Consider the following 16,418-nt stretch of genomic DNA (forward strand, 5'->3'; position numbering starts at 1 on the left):
GCCGCCCTGGAGTGGGCGGCCGAGGAGCCGATGCCGTCCGGGGCGGAGGGCGCCGAGGACGCCCCCCGCGCCGAGGACGAGGTCGGCCTGGACTTCGCCCGCGCATGGGTCGAATTCCCCGATCCGGCCGACGACGAGCAGTTCTTCCGATGCGATCTGACCTGGCTGACCTCCCGGTGGACCTGCGTCTTCGGCCAGGGCTGCCAGGGCATCCAGGCGGGGCGGGCCGACGACGGCTGCTGCACGCTGGGCGCGCACTTCTCGGACGAGGACGACGAGGCGCGGGTCGGACGCCATATGGCCCGGCTGACCCCGGAGATCTGGCAGTTCCACGACGAGGGGCACGCCTCGGGGTGGGTGCAGGAGGACGAGGACGGCGAGCGGCAGACCCGGCGCCACAAGGGCTCGTGCATCTTCCAGAACCGGCCGGGCTTCCCGGGCGGCGGGGGCTGCGCGCTGCACATCCTGGCGCTGCGGGAGGGGCGCGAGCCGCTGGAGACCAAGCCGGATGTGTGCTGGCAGCTACCGGTGCGCCGGTCCTACGACTGGATCGACCGGCCGGACGACACCCGGGTGCTGCGGATCACCATCGGCGAGTACGACCGGCGCGGCTGGGGGCCGGGCGGCCACGATCTGCACTGGTGGTGCACCTCGGCCACCTCGGCGCACGGGGCCGGGGAGCCGGTGTTCCGGTCGTACCGGCCGGAGCTCACGGAGCTGATGGGCAAGGCCGGATACGCCCGGCTGGCCGAGCTGTGCGAGCGGCGCCTGGCGTCGTCGCTGCCGCTGCTGGCACCGCATCCGGCGGATCCTGCCGACCAGGCCGACTGACGCGGCTCCGGCAGCGCTCGTCTTCGACGCGTCCGGTCCGTTCGTCAGCGCTTCGCGGCGGGCGAACCGGACGGCGTGGGCGACGGGTCGCTCGGGGCCGGGGTCGGCTGGTCGGAGGGGTCCGTGGGGCTGGGCGTGGGCTCGGGGGACGCGCCCCGGCCCTCGATCAGCACCACCGCGCCCGCCGGGTCCACCGAAATCCGCGCGCTCCAGTGACCGGCCGGCTCCCGATCGTGGTCCACCGAGACCGTGATGGTCGTGGCATCGCCGGGCCGCAACACCCCGGCCGGGTGGTTCAGCTGGAGCCAGGGCGCCCCGGCGGAGGCCGACCAGTGCACCGGTGAGCCGCCGGACGCGGTGAGGGTGATGACCGTCACATCGCCCTCGGGGTGGGCCGTGACGGTGAGCCGCCCCGGCCCTGGCGCGGGCCGGGAGGGGCCGGAGCCGTCCCCGGGGCGGCCGCCGCCGGCCGGGGCGCCGTCCGGGCGGGACGCCTCACCGGCCTTGTGCCCCGGCCGCTCCACCACACCGTCCGCGTCGATCACCTCGACCGACACATCCGACCTCCCGCGGCCCGCCCTGGCGCTGTGCGAGCCGGAGCCGATCCGCGTGCCGGAACGGTCCTGCGCGCTGCCGGTCTGCTCGTACGAGCGCCGGGCGGGCCGGTCCTGACCGGCCGGGGCCTGGTCCACGCCGTCCGCGTCGGCGGCGGCCACCGAGTCCGTGTCGCGCTCGTCACCGGCGAGCGGGGCGCCCCGGTAGGCGGCCCACAGGGCGAGCACCGGGGCCGCCACGACTGTGGCGACCACCGTCGTGGTCAGCACGCGGCTGCGCATCCGGCTGCGGCGGGCGGCCCGGTCCTGGGGCTCCAGCGGAAAGCCGCGCCGGTCGAACCGGGGCCCGGCGGCCGCGCGGGCGGGCCGTCCGCCCAGCGCGCCCAGCAGCGCGGCGTGCACGGCGGCACGGGGGGCCTCCACCACCGGCAGCGCGGCGGGCGCGGCCGCCGTACCGGGCCAGGGCCCGTCGGCCGTGGCGCGCTCGGCCATCCGGCGGCACTCGCGGCAGTCGTCCACATGGCGCACCAGCTCGCGGCGGAGCGCGGCGGAGAGCAGCACCTGGGTGTCGCCCGCGAGCCGCGCGACCACCGGGCAGTGGCCGAGCTCGACGACGGCGAGCGCGGCGCGGGTCCGCTCCACCTCGCAGGCGGCGCTGGAGAGCAGCGCGCGGGTCTCCTCCTGGTCCTTGCCGAGCACGGCGGCCACCTCGGAGGGGCCCAGCCGGTGGCGCACCGCGAGCTCGAGCGCCTCGCGCTGCTCGGCGGAGGTCCCGGCCGCCTCCGGCCAGGCCAGCGCGGCCAGTTCGCGGCGGCGCTGGGCGGCGATGGGCTCGGGCAGCTCGGCCCCGGCGCCGTCGCCCGGGGTGTCCGTCCCCGTACGGCCGCGGCGCTCGGCCAGTGCGCGCAGACAGGCCCAGCGGGCGATCGCGTAGAGCCACGGGCGGGACAGCTCGCCCTCCGCGGTCGCCCGGCCCCGCCCCCGGCCGGTGCGGCGCTCGGCCACCGCCAGTACGTCGCCCACCGCGACCGCCGCGGCGTCGTGCTCGCACAGGGCCGACAGGCAGTACGTGAACAGGCCGTCCAGATACGGCTCGTAGCGTTCCGGAGGCCGCTGGGGGCGGGTGGTGGTGGAGCGGGGCGCACGGCGCCGCGCCCGCTGTGCGCCGGTGGTCTGTGTCGAGTGCTCGGACCTGCTGCTCATCACCCGGCGACGGTAGGCGGATGATGCAGACTTCCTCGCGCCACTTGCGCTGTTTTAACCCTTACGGGTGACCATCTCCCTCATAAGGGGACAGGTGTCCCCCTCCGGCGGCCGCAAACTGCTATGTGCCCGGCGCCGTTCGGCTCTGTCGGTGGCCGACGCTAGCGTTACGGCATGGCTGCCCGTAGCTCCTCCCGCTCATCCGCCAAGGACCGCCCCTCCTACCGCTGTACGGAGTGCGGCTGGACCACCGCCAAGTGGCTCGGCCGCTGCCCCGAGTGCCAGGCGTGGGGCACCGTCGAGGAGTACGGGGCGCCCGCGGTGCGCACCACCGCACCCGGCCGGGTCACCTCGGCCGCCCTGCCCATCGGCCAGGTCGACGGCCGTCAGGCCACCGCGCGGGGCACGGGCGTGGACGAGCTGGACCGGGTGCTCGGCGGCGGGCTGGTCCCGGGAGCGGTCGTGCTGCTCGCCGGGGAGCCCGGGGTCGGCAAGTCCACGCTGCTGCTGGACGTGGCGGCCAAGGCCGCCTCCGAGGAGCACCGCACGCTCTACATCACCGGTGAGGAGTCGGCGAGTCAGGTGCGGCTGCGCGCCGATCGCATCGGCGCGCTGAGCGACCATCTCTACCTCGCCGCCGAGACCGACCTCGCCGCGGTCCTCGGCCATCTCGACTCGGTCAAGCCCTCGCTGCTCGTCCTGGACTCGGTGCAGACCGTCGCCTCGCCCGAGATCGACGGCGCGCCGGGCGGGATGGCGCAGGTGCGCGAGGTGGCCGGGGCGCTGATCCGCGCGTCCAAGGAGCGCGGGATGTCCACGCTGCTGGTGGGCCATGTCACCAAGGACGGCGCCATCGCCGGGCCCCGGCTGCTGGAGCATCTGGTCGATGTCGTGCTGCAATTCGAGGGCGACCGGCACGCCCGGCTGCGGCTGGTCCGCGGGGTGAAGAACCGCTACGGGGCGACGGACGAGGTCGGCTGCTTCGAGCTGCACGACGAGGGCATCACCGGGCTCGCCGACCCCTCCGGGCTGTTCCTCACCCGCCGCGACGAGCCGGTGCCGGGCACCTGTCTGACGGTCACCCTGGAGGGCCGCCGGCCACTGGTGGCCGAGGTGCAGGCGCTCACCGTGGACTCCCAGATCCCCTCGCCGCGCCGCACCACCTCCGGTCTGGAGACCTCCCGGGTCTCGATGATGCTCGCGGTGCTTGAGCAGCGCGGCCGGATCAGCGCGCTGGGCAAGCGGGACATCTACAGCGCCACGGTGGGCGGGGTGAAGCTGTCCGAGCCCGCCGCCGACCTCGCCGTGGCGCTCGCGCTGGCCAGCGCCGCCAGTGACACCCCGCTGCCCAAGAACCTGGTGGCGATCGGCGAGGTGGGGCTCGCGGGCGAGGTCCGGCGGGTCACCGGGGTGCAGCGGCGGCTGGCGGAGGCCGCCCGGCTCGGCTTCACCCACGCCCTGGTGCCGGGCGACCCGGGCCGGATCCCGGACGGGATGCGGGTGCTTGAGGTGGCGGACATCGGGGACGCGCTGCGGATGCTGCCGCGGCGGCGGGAGCGGGGCGAGAAGGCGCGGGTGGAGGCGGACGACCGGAGCTGACATGGTGGGCGAGGCGTCACCGGAGCGGTGGCGGAGGCGTGGCCGAGTGCGCTGGTGAGGGCGTACGACGGGGGCCGGTGAGCCGGGTGGCGCACGGTTCAGGGGGAGCCCGGCGGGGAGCCCAGGGGGAGCCCAGACGGAGCCCAGGGGGAGCCCAGGGGGAACCCAGACGGAGCCCAGGGGGAACCCAGACGGAGCCCAGGGGGAGCCCAGGGGGAGCCGCACTCCGCTTCACGCCTACGGGCGTACGCCGGGAGACCCCACGGGAGGCCGGTGGCCGCCGGTAGACTTTGCCCTGGTCTCGCCCATACGTGGCCTCGCGCATCGGCATGGCAGGGCGACTCGTGGCACCGACAGACCTTGCGACGGAGGAGTGCAGTGGCAGCAGGCGACCGGGCATCGACACCCGGCAAGGCCGACGGTCTGATGCGTGCCTCCCTGAGCGCGGTCGCGCCCGGCACGGCGTTGCGCGACGGCCTCGAGCGCGTTCTCCGGGGAAACACCGGCGGGCTGATCGTGCTCGGCACCGACAAGACCGTCGAGTCGCTGTGCACCGGCGGCTTCGTCATCGACGTCGAGTTCACCGCGACCCGGCTGCGCGAGCTGTGCAAGCTGGACGGCGCGCTGGTGCTCGACAAGGACATCACCAAGATCGTGCGGGCCGGGGTGCAGCTGGTCCCGGACGCGGCGATCCCCACCGAGGAGACCGGCACCCGGCACCGCACCGCGCAGCGCGTGTCCATCCAGACCGGGTTCCCGGTGGTCTCGGTCAGCCAGTCGATGCGGCTGATCGCGCTGTATGTGGACGGTCAGCGGCGGGTCCTGGAGGACTCGGCGGCGATCCTCTCCCGCGCCAACCAGGCGCTGGCCACCCTCGAGCGGTACAAGCTCCGCCTCGACGAGGTGGCGGGCACGCTCTCCGCCCTGGAGATCGAGGACCTGGTCACCGTCCGGGATGTGAGCGCGGTCGCGCAGCGGCTGGAGATGGTCCGCCGTATCGCCACCGAGATCGCGGAGTACGTGGTCGAGCTGGGCACCGACGGCCGGCTGCTCTCCCTCCAGCTGGACGAGCTGATCGCGGGCGTGGAGCCCGAGCGCGAGCTGGTGGTCCGGGACTATGTGCCCGAGCCGACCGCCAAGCGCACCCGTACGGTGGCCGACGCGCTCGCCGAGCTGGACCGGCTGACCCACGCCGAGCTGCTCGAACTCCCCATCGTGGCCCGCGCGCTCGGGTACACCGGCTCGCCCGAGACCCTCGACTCCGCCGTCTCGCCGCGCGGCTTCCGGCTGCTGGCCAAGGTGCCGCGGCTGCCGGGCGCCATCATCGAGCGGCTGGTGGAGCACTTCGGGGGCCTGCAGAAGCTGTTGGCCGCGAGCGTGGACGATCTGCAGATGGTGGACGGGGTGGGCGAGGCTCGGGCGCGCTCGGTCCGCGAGGGGCTGTCGCGGCTGGCGGAGTCGTCCATCCTGGAGCGGTACGTCTAGGGGCGTGCGTCCGGCCGCCTCTTGACGCCTGCGGCGGGTTGTTCCCCTCCCCGCCCCTTCCCACAACTGGGGCTCCGCCCCAGACCCCGGCTGGGCGACCCGGATGGCTCGGGCGTCCACCCGGTCGTCCACCACACCGGCGTGCCGACCGCGATCAGCCCGCCGGTGCGGGTATTCACGGCGGCGACGCTCGGCGTCGCCCCCCGGGGTCCAGGGGCGGAGCCCCTACCACGCGGCGGAGCCGCATATCGACACCGCGGGAAGGGGCGAAGCCCCGGCCCGGGGCCCGAGGCAGAACCCCCGCCCGAGGCCCGAGGCAGAACCCCCGCCCGAGGCCCGAGGCAGAACCCCCGCCCGAGGCCCGAGGCGAAGCCCCCGCCCGAGGCCCGAGGCGAAGCCCCCGCCCGGGGTCTGGGGCGAAGCCCCCGCCCGGGGTCTGGGGCGAAGCCCCCGCCCGGGGTCTGGGGCGAAGCCCCAGTTTCGGGAAGGGGCGGGGAGGGGAACAGCCCGCCGCAGGCCCCCGGTCAGTCCTTCTCCAGGACGAACGACACCTTGGCCGTCCCGAGCCCGTCCACCTTCACCTCGACCAGGTACGTGCCCGGCTTGGCCGACGCGCTGCCCGACGGCGTGGCGCAGTGCTCGGCGCTGCGCTTGCGGTCCCACTCCACGGTGCGCTTGGTCTGGCCGGAGCCCTCCACCTCGACCAGCGCGGCGGCGCTGCCCTCGGGGCAGTCGTCGGAGGCCCAGACGTGGGCGTTGTGGGCGTCGGTGATGGTCAGCGAGGCCGCCGCGCGCCCGAAGTCGACCTTGCAGGGGCTCGACTTGGTGTTCTTCACGACGATCTCGAAGCTGGGCTTCTCGCCCGGCGCCCAGGTGTTCTTGACCTTGGAGTCCTTGACGCTGCGCACCGTCAGCTCCGCGTCGCCGGAGCGGCAGTCCCGCAGGCTCGACCCGGCGGGCAGGCCCTGCCCGGTCCCGGTGCCGAGGCCACCGCCCGCGCCGCCACCCGATGAGCCGCCCGCGCCACCCGCGCCGCCGGAGCCGCCGCCCGCGCCCCCGCCACCGCCGCCCGCACCCGAACCGCCGTCGTCCGAGCCGCCCCCGCTGCCGCCGCTGCCCCCGCCGCCGCCGGAGTCACCGGAGCCCGAGCCGCCGTCGTCCGACTCATCGCGCCCGCCCGGCCGTTCGCTGTTGACCGGCCCGGAGGAGGAGGGGCCCGGGGTGATCGTGCTCGCGGGTCCCCCGCCGCCCGCCCCCTTGCCCTCGTCACTTCCGCCACCGCCCGAACCACCCCAGCCGAAGGCCCAGATGACCACGAGAGCGATGGCGATGAGCAGGGCCAGCGCAACGGCCCTCCGCCGCCAGTAAATGGAGGAGGGAAGCGGCCCGATCGGATTGCGCAGAGATCCCACGCGGAAACTCTACGAGAGATCGGGAGCAGTACCGGCCAATAACCCCCGCTCCAAGCCCTACTTTTCTCATGATCCGACCGGATCCGGCACATGAGGGGTCCCACAGGCGTCCACAAGGCGCCCCGAGGTCACCCCAGGGGCACCGGAAGACCGCACCCGGGCGCGGCAAGCGGCCATCCGTTCCCGTACGGGCGCCGTATCGCACGATTTGGCAACGACTGGCGCGGCTCGACCCGAACGCCCGCGCCCTGGGCCCCGCGAGCCGTCCCGTCATGTCAGGATCGGATGCGATGACTGCCATTTCCGCTTCCGCCGTCCCGGCCGCCGCATCCTCCGACTCCGACGGAGCCGTTCTGCACCGGCCCGTCATCGACTGGTTCGACGCGCACGCGCGCGACCTCCCCTGGCGCCGCCCCGAGGCGGGCGCCTGGGGTGTGATGGTGAGCGAGTTCATGCTCCAGCAGACCCCGGTGAACCGGGTGCTGCCGGTGTACGAGCAGTGGCTCGCCCGCTGGCCGCGCCCGGCCGACCTGGCCGCGGAACCGCCCGGTGAGGCGGTCCGCGCCTGGGGCCGGCTCGGCTATCCGCGCCGGGCGCTGCGGCTGCACGGCGCCGCGGCCGCCATAAGGGAGCGGCACGGCGGTGACGTACCGCGCGACCACGCCCAGCTGCTGGCGCTGCCGGGGGTGGGTGAGTACACGGCGGCGGCCGTGGCCTCGTTCGCGTACGGCCAGCGCCATCCGGTCCTGGACACCAATGTCCGCCGGGTGTTCGCGCGAGCGGTCGGCGGTGCGCAGTACCCGCCGAACGCCACCACCGCCGCCGAGCGCAAGCTGGCCCGCACCCTGCTGCCCGAGGACGAGCCGACCGCGGCGCGCTGGGCGGCCGCCACGATGGAGCTGGGCGCGCTGGTCTGCACGGCCCGCACCCCGGACTGCGCCCGCTGCCCGATCGCCGCGCTGTGCGCCTGGCGGCAGGCCGGTTCGCCGGAGCACGACGGACCACCGCGGCGCGGCCAGACCTACGCCGGTACGGACCGCCAGGTGCGGGGCAAGCTGCTCGCGGTGTTGCGGGAGGCTGTGACACCGGTGCCGCAGACGACGCTGGACCAGGTGTGGGACGAGCCGGTGCAGCGGGCCCGCGCGCTCGACGGACTCGTCTCCGACGGACTGGTGGAGCCGCTCTCCGGCGGCCTCTACCGGCTGCCGCTGACCTGAGATCATCCCTCGTCACGGCCCTGTCTGTGACAGACCTGTGACACGCCCAGGACCCGGTTCTGACACTCAGTCGGGCCGGGTTCCGTTGTTACACAACCTATGGGTAGCTGTGCCTTTGCCGAGGCGTAGTTGCGTATGGCGCCGCAACAGCGCCTCCGTAGCGTCCTTCCCGTGCCGAGCGAGAAGCCGGACACATCAACGGCGGGGAAGACAGCGGGATGGAGGCTGCACACCATGAGCAGCAGCAATGTTCTGGACTTTGAGGAGTACGTGCGGAATCGGCAGGACGCGCTGCTGCGCAGCGCCCGCCGGCTGATCCCCGACCCGGTCGAGGCACAGGATCTCCTCCAGACCGCCTTGGTGCGCACCTACGGCCGCTGGGACGGCATAGCCGACAAGTCGCTCGCCGACGCCTACCTCCGGCGCGTGATGATCAACACCCGTACCGAGTGGTGGCGCGCCCGCAAGCTGGACGAGGTGCCCACCGAGCAGCTTCCGGAGGCGAGCGTCGACGACGGCACCGAGCAGCACGCCGACCGCGCCCTGCTGATGGACATCCTTTCGGTGCTCGCTCCCAAGCAGCGCAGTGTCGTGGTGCTGCGACACTGGGAGCAGATGACGACCGAAGAGACCGCGGAGGCGCTCGGAATGTCGACCGGAACGGTCAAGAGCACGCTGCACCGGGCGCTGGCCCGGCTGCGGCAGGAGCTGGAGAGCCGCGATCTGGACGCCCGCGCGCTCGGCCGTCAGGACGGGGACGCCAAGCCGGCCACCAACGTCCGGCAGCACACGGGTCGGGTCCGGCGCGCCCGCCAGGAGCGGGGGCAGGACCGGTGCGCGGCCTGACCAGGGCCTCTCCCAGCAGGACAGTCATGCTCACCGGCGGCGCGGTCGTGGGCCTCGCGGCCGCCGGCGGCTGGATGCTGGCCGGATGCGGTGACGCGAGCCAGGGGGTGCGCAAGGAGGGACCGGCGAGCACCGAGTGGGCCTCGGCCGCCGCGGACTCCGGTGCGTACGCGGGTGGCCGCGCCTCGGGCCGACCGTCACCGGCTGCCGGGAAGAAGGTCGACGTGATCAAGCTGGTCAAGGCGGATCCGCAGGTCAGCGACGATCTGAAGACAAGCCTCAAGCCCTGCCCCACGGCCAAGGAGCGCGAGACCAAGCAGGAGATCAAGGGCTATCCGGTGGACGTGACGTCCGGCCGGCTGACCGGCTCCGCCGATTCCGACCTGGTCATCAACGTCATGAGCTGCACCGACGGCTTCGGCATCGGCTCGTATGTGTACCGCAAGGTGGGCGATCGGTACGAGAACGTCTTCAGCGACGAGCAGCCGCCCGTCTACGCCGACGTCGCCAAGGACGAGCTGCGCGTGACGAAGCTCTCGTACACCTCCGGGGACTCGGTCTGTTGCCCTTCGAGCGAGACCGTGATCACCTACGGCTGGTCCGGGGCGGACCGCTCGTTCGCGGTGCGATCCCGCGAGCACAACGACTACAGCAAGAATGTGCCCAAGCAGGAGGCGACCCCGGTGCCCACCGCACGCGCCGACGACGGAACGGAAGGCTGAAGCGAGGCTGTGGCCGAGACCCATGTGCTCTTCGTCGAGGACGACGATGTGATCCGTGAAGCCACGCAGCTCGCCCTGGAGCGCGATGGCTTTCTCGTGACGGCCGCGCCCGACGGGCTGACCGGCTTGGAGCGCTTCCGGGCCGACCGCCCCGATATCGCGCTGCTCGATGTGATGGTTCCGGGCCTGGACGGGGTCTCCCTGTGCCGCCGGATCCGCGACGAGTCCACCGTTCCCGTGATCATGCTCTCCGCACGCGCCGACTCCATCGATGTGGTGCTCGGCCTCGAAGCCGGCGCCGACGACTATGTGACCAAGCCCTTCGACGGCGCGGTGCTGGTGGCCCGCATCCGGGCCGTGCTGCGCCGCTTCGGCCATGCCAGCGGCCCCGGCGGGCGGGGTGCGGAGCCCGTCCCCGAGGAGCCCGACGGCGGGGTGCTGCGCTTCGGCGATCTGGAGGTCGACCCCGAGGGCATGGAGGTCCGCAAGGGCGGCCATCAGGTGGCGCTCACCCCGACCGAGATGCGGCTGCTGCTGGAGTTCTCGGCCGCGCCCGGCACCGTGCTCTCCCGCGACCGGCTGCTGGAGCGGGTCTGGGAGTACGGCTGGGGCGGGGACACCCGGGTCGTGGACGTCCATGTGCAGCGGCTGCGCGGCAAGATAGGCCAGGACCGTATCGAGACGGTCCGTGGCTTCGGCTACAAGCTCAAGGGCTGAGCGGCATTGCGGAGGTTCGCACTGCGCACCGGCTTGCGGTGGAAGGTCAGCCTCGCCATCGCCGCGGTGAGCACGCTGGTCGCGGTGGTGCTGAGCCTCGTCGTCCACAACGCGGCCCGCGTCTCGATGCTCGATAACAGCCGCACCGTGATGGACGAGCGGGTGAAGGTAGCCCAGCGGTGGTACGAGCAGTCCCGGGTGCTGGGGTTCGGCGCCAAACTGGACGACCCCCGTCTGCCCGACCAGCTGAAGAAGGAGGCGTGGCGCGGTCAGCGCGCCACCTATCTGGAGGACTCCGGCACCGGCACCCCCGAGGTGTGGGCCTCGGTGCCGCTGCGGAACGGCAAGGTGCTGTCCGTCCACACCAAGTTCCAGGACCGGTTCGCCGTTCTCGACGACCTCGACCGGGTGCTGATCATCGGCTCGGCGGCGGTGGTGCTGGGCGGTATCGCGCTCGGTGTGCTCGTCGGCGATCAGCTCTCCCGGCGGCTGCGCAAGGCGGCCACCGCCGCCCGCAAGCTGGCCGAGGGCGACTCCGAGGTCCGGGTGCGCGAGTCGATCGGCGGCCGGGTGCGCGATGAGACCGACGATCTGGCCCGCGCGGTGGACGGTATGGCCGAGGCTCTGCAGCAGCGGCTGGAGGCCGAGCGCCGGGTCACCGCCGATATCGCCCACGAGCTGCGCACCCCGGTCACCGGGCTGCTCACGGCCGCCGAACTGCTGCCGCCGGGCCGCCCCACCGAGCTGGTACGGGACCGGGCGCAGGCGATGCGCACCCTGGTCGAGGACGTCCTGGAGGTCGCGCGGCTGGACGGCTTCGCGGAGCGCGCGGAGCTCCAGGAGATAGCCGTGGCCGAGTTCATCACCCGCCGGGTGCGGGCGGTGGCCCCCGACGCGGCGGTCACCGTGGTGCGCGACGCCCATGTCTCCACCGACCCCCGGCGGCTGGAGCGGATCATGGGCAATCTGCTCGCCAACGCCGCCCGGCACGGCAAACCGCCCTTCGAGGTCATCGTCGAAGGGCGGATACTGCGCGTCCGCGACCACGGCCCCGGCTTCCCGGAGGAGCTGCTGAAGGACGGGCCGAGCCGGTTCCGCACCGGCAGCAAGGACCGCGCGGGCACCGGGCACGGCCTGGGGCTGACCATAGCCGCGGGCCAGGCGCGGGTGCTGGGCGCCCGGCTGACGTTCCGCAACGCCGATCCGCTGATGGACAGCGGCGAGGAGGCGGACGGGGAGTGCCGGGGCGCGGTCGCCGTGCTCTGGCTGCCGGAGTCCGCGCCCACCAACACCGGCAGCTTCCCGATCATCGAGGTGCCGGACTGAGCGGTCGGCTCGAGGTGCTGAGCTCGGCTCGGAGTCTCGGAGTACGGAGCGCTCGGCCCGCGGCGCTCGGCCCGCGGCGCTCGGCCCGCGGCGCTCGGCCCGCGGCACCCGGCCCGCGGCACCCGGCCCGCGGCGCTCAGCTCGAGGCGCAGCCGTCCCAGGGCTTGCTGAAGTCCATCTCCTCGCGGGGCTGGGTGAACGAGAACCAGTTGCCGGAGTCGTCGCGGAAGAGCGCCTCGGTGCCGTACGGCCGCTCCTGGGGCTCCTGGACGAACTCCACGCCCTTCGCCTTGAGCGCCTCGTAGTCCCCGTGAATGTCATCCGTGGTGAACACCCCGGCGCCGAGCACACCCTTGGCGACCAGCGTCCGCAGGGCCTCGGCGGACTCCGGGTCGAGCCCGGGTGAGCTGGGCACCATCAGGGTCAGCTGGACATCCGGCTGGCCCTTGGCGCCGACCGTCAGCCAGCGCATACCGCCGCCCTCGCCGTCCCCGCCGATGCTCATATCGGTGCGGACCTCGAAGCCCAGCTTCTCGGTGTAGAACGCCTTGGCCCGGTCCTGGTCGAGGACCCAGACGGTGACGATGGACATCCCCTTGATCATTGCTGCCTCCGGAGGTACGGGGTGAGGTACGGGGTGGGCGTGGGCCGCGCGCGTCGGCGCGACGTGGCCACGGTAGGCAGCGGCGGATTCATTCCGCTTCTTGAGAATTGCGGTCCTTGGAGCCATGGGCGCTGGCGTCCCGCCCGCCGTACCACAGCATCGCGTAACACCCCGGGATGACCGCCGCGGCCCGGCCCACGTGCAGGTCCCGGTAGGCGCTGGGGGTGAGCCCGGTCTGCTTCTTGAAGCTCGTGGAGAAGGTGCCGAGGCTGCTGAAGCCGACGAGCGAGCAGATCTCGGTGACCGAGAGATTGGCCGAGCGCAGCAGCTCCTCGGCCCGCTCGATGCGGCGCCGGGTCAGGTACTGGCCGGGCGTGGATCCGTAGGCGCCCTTGAAGGCGCGGATGAAGTGATAGCGCGAATAGCCGGCGTGCGCGGCGACCGCGTCCAGGTCGAGCGGCTCGGCCCAGTCGCGGTCCATCACGTCCTTCGCGAGGCGCAGCCGGCGCAGATGCGCCAGCCGCGCCTCGTCCGGCGAGGTCACCATGGGCCCGATGCTGTCATGCCCCACCGACAGCGGCCCCTGACGGCGGCCCCGCTCCCCCCTGGACCGTTGGTCAGACGGTCTCGGCGATCGGCGCCGTCTCGGCCGCCGGGGTCCCGTCACCGTCGGCCGGCTTGGCGGCGGCCCCGCGCAGCGGGACCTCCTTGACGAACCAGGCGGCGACGGCACCGACGATGCTGATCAGCGCGCCCCACAGGAACACCTGGTGGGCACCGCTGGCCACCGCGTGGGTGTACGCGTCCCGGATTTGCGGCGGCAGCAGCTTGAGGCTGGCCGGGTCGAGCTGGGCGCTCCCGGAGGTGATGGCCGCGGCCTTACCGCCGCCACGCTCGGTCATGGTGTCCCGCACCTGGTTGGTGAACAGGGCACCGAGGATGGCGACACCGAAGGAGCCGCCCAGGGTGCGGAAGAGGGTGGCGGAGGAGCTGCCGACGCCCATGTCCTTCATCTCGACGCTGTTCTGCGCCACCAGCATGGTCGTCTGCATCAGGCAGCCCATGCCCATGCCGAGCACCGCCATGTAGAGACCGGAGGTGAAGCGGGTGGTCTCGGTGTCCATCGTGGACAGCAGGAACATCCCGACGGTGATCAGGAGACCGCCGACGATCGGGAAGATCTTGTACTTGCCGGTCTGGGTGGTGACCCGGCCCGCGACCAGCGAGACGACCAGCATGCCCAGCAGCATCGGGAGCAGCAGCAGCCCGGAGTTGGTGGCCGTGGCGCCCTGGACGGTCTGCTGGTAGAGCGGCAGGAAGGTGGTCGAGCCGAACATCACGAAACCGGTGAGGAAGCCGATCGCGGTGACCAGCGAGAAGTTGGGGTTCCGGAAGATGTGCAGCGGCAGGACGGGCTCGGCGACCCGCGTCTCGACGTACAGGAACGCGACGAGCGAGAGGACACCGAGCACCCCGAGCCCGATGATCTGGCCCGACCCCCAGGCGTACTCGTTGCCGCCCCAGGTGGTGATCAGCACGAGCGCGGTGATGCCCACGGTCAGCAGGGCCGCGCCGGTGTAGTCGATCCGTCCCTCGGAGCGCTTCTTCGGCAGGTGGAGCACCGCGGTGATCGCCGCGAGGGCGATGGCACCGAGCGGGAGGTTGATGTAGAAGATCCAGCGCCAGCCGAGGTGGTCGGTCAGCGTGCCGCCGACCAGCGGGCCACCGATCATGGCCACGGCCATCACACCGGCCATGATGCCCTGGTAGCGGCCGCGCTCCCGGGGCGGCACCAGGTCACCGATGATCGCCATCACGCCGACCATCAGACCGCCCGCGCCCAGGCCCTGGATGGCCCGGAAGCCGATCAGCTCACCCATGCTCTGCGCCATACCGGACAGCGCCGAACCACCGAGGAAGATCACGATGGAGGTGAGGAAGACGCCCTTACGGCCGTACATGTCGCCGAGCTTGCCCCAGATGGGGGTCGAGGCGGCGGTGGCCAGGGTGTACGCGGTCACTACCCAGGAGAGGTGGTCGAGGCCACCGAGCTCGCCGACGATGGTCGGCATCGCGGTGCCCACGATCATGTTGTCGAGCATCGCGAGGAGCATCGCGATCATCAGCGCGAATATCACCACACTGGTGCTGCGCTGCTTGGGCTCGGCCTTGGCCGGGGGCCGCTGGGCCTCCCGGGCGGCCTGAGCCAGTTCCGAAGCGGATGGCGCTTCGTCGTCTGATTGTTTACGGACCATGTTCTCCGTCTCCCCCTGGATGATGAGAGCCCTGACGCCCACTTACTTGCCGCCCGGCTAGTTCAGTACAGTAGAGAAGGTAAGGCGCCAACTAGCCGGGCGTCAAGTAAGTTACGTTCGGCCTGCCGACGGCAGCCACACCAGCACAGGAGAGCACCATGGGCAGCACACCGCGGCGGGGCGACACCCGTCAGCGCATCCAGGACGTCGCCCTGGAACTCTTCGCCGAGCACGGTTACGAGAAGACGTCACTGCGCGAGATCGCCGAGCAGCTCGAGGTCACCAAGGCGGCCCTCTACTACCACTTCAAGACCAAGGAGGACATCGTCCTCAGCCTGTTCCAGGACCTGGGCCGGCCGATGGACGAGCTGATCGCCTGGGGCGAGCAGCAGCCGCGTACCCTGGAGACCAAGCAGGAACTGCTGCGCCGCTACAGCGCGGCCATGGACATCGGCGAGCCGCTGATGCGCTTCGTGCAGGAGAACCAGGCGACGGTGCGCGAGCTGAGCATCGGCCAGATCTTCAAGAACCGGATGCTCGCGATGTCCGCCCTGATCCGGGACCCCGAGGCGCCCATGGTCGACCAGGTCCGAAGCGTCACCGCACTGTTCTGCATGCATGCGCGGATGTTCGCGCTGCAGACGGTCGAGGGCGACCCCGAGGACAAGCGCGAGGCTGTCCTGGAAGTCGCCCTCGATCTGCTGACGCAGGCGCATGCGTCGTCATCGACCCACGGATGACGACGCATGACGCGTCAGCGGTGAGCGTCAGACGTTGACGCGGAAACGTTGACGCCTCAGACCTTGATGCCTCAGACCTTGACGCCGTGGTCGCGGAGGAACTTGAGCGGCTCGACGGCGGAGCCGTAGTTCGGCGTCGTACGGATCTCGAAGTGCAGGTGGGGGCCGGTCGAGTTGCCGGTGCTGCCGGACAGGCCGATCTGCTGGCCGGTGCTCACGGACTGCCCGATCCGCACGTCGATCCGGGACAGGTGGGCGTACTGCGAGTACGTCGTGTCGTCGTGCTTGATCACGATCGCGTTGCCGTACGCGGGGCCGTCACCGCCACCGTTCGGGCCCGCCTTGACGACCACACCGCCGTGCGCCGCGTGCACCGGGGTGCCGGTCGGCACGACGAAGTCCTGACCGCTGTGGTTGTGCGACCAGAGGTTGCCCGCCAGGCCGAAGGCGGCGCCTATCGAGTACTTGTCGACCGGGGTCTCCCAGGCGTCCGCCGCCTTCGCGGGGGCCTTCGGGGCGGGCGCCTTCGCGGCGGCCCGGCTGACGGACGGGGCGGAGGCGGCGGTGCCGGTCCCCACGGCGAACGCCGTGCCGGCGCCGAGCGCGAGCGAGGCCCCCAGACCCATGGCGACCACGGCGGCGCGCCCCCTGGACGCGGACGTAAGCGAGAATCGGCGGTTTGTGGCGCGCGGGGACATGGGAAGTACCTCCAGAAGCGTCTTCGGAACGCCTCTTGTTATCCCGTTCTCGTTAATAGGCCAAGGCGTTGTTCTACTAAGTGGGTACGTAGCGAATTGGTTATGAGGAGCCGTATCCCGCGCGGAATTCCCAGAAACTCCCATCACACCTCTGACCTGCGAGATCCCCTATTTTCCGTAGTAGCCCCCGGACGGCCTGTGCGGGATGT

General features: G+C 72.4%; 15 protein-coding genes. 9 read left to right on the plus strand and 6 right to left on the minus strand.

Annotated elements, in window-relative coordinates:
* Window positions 1-30: 30 nt before the first annotated feature.
* Window positions 31-831, plus strand: coding sequence for a hypothetical protein (locus NP777_RS35830; protein ID WP_305890472.1), 801 nt, complete (start codon window positions 31-33; stop codon window positions 829-831).
* Between the two features lie 44 nt (window positions 832-875).
* On the opposite strand, the gene NP777_RS35835 is transcribed toward NP777_RS35830, so the two are convergent.
* Window positions 876-2,588 (minus strand): RNA polymerase sigma factor, encoded by a 1,713-nt coding sequence (locus NP777_RS35835; protein ID WP_256654364.1) that lies wholly within the window; start codon window positions 2,586-2,588, stop codon window positions 876-878.
* A 174-nt stretch (window positions 2,589-2,762) separates the two neighbouring features.
* Between NP777_RS35835 and radA the strand changes: the two genes are divergently transcribed.
* Both radA and disA read left to right on the plus strand, forming a co-directional pair.
* Complete coding sequence (radA, locus tag NP777_RS35840) at window positions 2,763-4,187, plus strand: DNA repair protein RadA (protein ID WP_256654365.1); 1,425 nt, start codon at window positions 2,763-2,765, stop codon at window positions 4,185-4,187.
* Window positions 4,188-4,613: 426 nt separating this feature from the next.
* Complete coding sequence (gene disA / locus NP777_RS35845) at window positions 4,614-5,672, plus strand: DNA integrity scanning diadenylate cyclase DisA (protein ID WP_044581604.1); 1,059 nt, start codon at window positions 4,614-4,616, stop codon at window positions 5,670-5,672.
* A 524-nt stretch (window positions 5,673-6,196) separates the two neighbouring features.
* Here the strand turns inward: disA and NP777_RS35850 are convergent.
* Entirely contained in the window at window positions 6,197-7,084 is an 888-nt protein-coding gene (locus NP777_RS35850) for a hypothetical protein (RefSeq protein ID WP_256654366.1), read from the minus strand.
* Window positions 7,085-7,374: 290 nt separating this feature from the next.
* Here NP777_RS35850 and NP777_RS35855 point away from each other — a divergent pair, with 290 nt between their 5' ends.
* The 5 genes from NP777_RS35855 to cseC all read left to right on the plus strand — a co-directional run bounded on the left by NP777_RS35855 (window position 7,375) and on the right by cseC (window position 11,912).
* Window positions 7,375-8,301 (plus strand): A/G-specific adenine glycosylase, encoded by a 927-nt coding sequence (locus NP777_RS35855; RefSeq protein ID WP_256654367.1) that lies wholly within the window; start codon window positions 7,375-7,377, stop codon window positions 8,299-8,301.
* Between the two features lie 234 nt (window positions 8,302-8,535).
* Window positions 8,536-9,147 (plus strand): SigE family RNA polymerase sigma factor, encoded by a 612-nt coding sequence (locus NP777_RS35860; protein WP_256654368.1) that lies wholly within the window; start codon window positions 8,536-8,538, stop codon window positions 9,145-9,147.
* A gap of 26 nt (window positions 9,148-9,173) precedes the next feature.
* A complete protein-coding gene (locus tag NP777_RS35865) occupies window positions 9,174-9,869 on the plus strand; it encodes a hypothetical protein (RefSeq protein WP_256654369.1) in 696 nt (231 codons plus the stop codon).
* 9 nt (window positions 9,870-9,878) lie between these two features.
* Window positions 9,879-10,586 carry a two-component system response regulator CseB gene (gene cseB, locus NP777_RS35870; protein ID WP_201857125.1) on the plus strand — a complete coding sequence of 236 codons (708 nt, stop codon included), beginning with the start codon at window positions 9,879-9,881 and terminating at the stop codon, window positions 10,584-10,586.
* Window positions 10,587-10,592: 6 nt separating this feature from the next.
* Window positions 10,593-11,912, plus strand: coding sequence for a two-component system sensor histidine kinase CseC (gene cseC / locus NP777_RS35875; protein WP_256654370.1), 1,320 nt, complete (start codon window positions 10,593-10,595; stop codon window positions 11,910-11,912).
* Window positions 11,913-12,048: 136 nt separating this feature from the next.
* Here cseC and NP777_RS35880 read toward each other — a convergent pair whose 3' ends face one another.
* From NP777_RS35880 to NP777_RS35890, 3 genes are all read right to left on the minus strand, one after another.
* Window positions 12,049-12,516 carry a VOC family protein gene (locus NP777_RS35880; protein WP_256654371.1) on the minus strand — a complete coding sequence of 156 codons (468 nt, stop codon included), beginning with the start codon at window positions 12,514-12,516 and terminating at the stop codon, window positions 12,049-12,051.
* A gap of 88 nt (window positions 12,517-12,604) precedes the next feature.
* Complete coding sequence (locus NP777_RS35885) at window positions 12,605-13,063, minus strand: helix-turn-helix transcriptional regulator (protein ID WP_256654372.1); 459 nt, start codon at window positions 13,061-13,063, stop codon at window positions 12,605-12,607.
* Window positions 13,064-13,133: 70 nt separating this feature from the next.
* On the minus strand, window positions 13,134-14,771 hold the full coding sequence (locus NP777_RS35890) for an MDR family MFS transporter (RefSeq protein ID WP_256654373.1): 1,638 nt from the start codon (window positions 14,769-14,771) through the stop codon (window positions 13,134-13,136).
* A 158-nt stretch (window positions 14,772-14,929) separates the two neighbouring features.
* Between NP777_RS35890 and NP777_RS35895 the strand changes: the two genes are divergently transcribed.
* Window positions 14,930-15,511 carry a TetR/AcrR family transcriptional regulator gene (locus NP777_RS35895; protein WP_256654374.1) on the plus strand — a complete coding sequence of 194 codons (582 nt, stop codon included), beginning with the start codon at window positions 14,930-14,932 and terminating at the stop codon, window positions 15,509-15,511.
* A gap of 71 nt (window positions 15,512-15,582) precedes the next feature.
* Here NP777_RS35895 and NP777_RS35900 read toward each other — a convergent pair whose 3' ends face one another.
* Window positions 15,583-16,209 carry a M23 family metallopeptidase gene (locus NP777_RS35900; protein ID WP_256654375.1) on the minus strand — a complete coding sequence of 209 codons (627 nt, stop codon included), beginning with the start codon at window positions 16,207-16,209 and terminating at the stop codon, window positions 15,583-15,585.
* Window positions 16,210-16,418 lie beyond the last annotated feature (209 nt).

The sequence above is a fragment of the Streptomyces rugosispiralis genome (assembly GCF_024505145.1).
Classification (GTDB): domain Bacteria; phylum Actinomycetota; class Actinomycetes; order Streptomycetales; family Streptomycetaceae; genus Streptomyces; species Streptomyces rugosispiralis.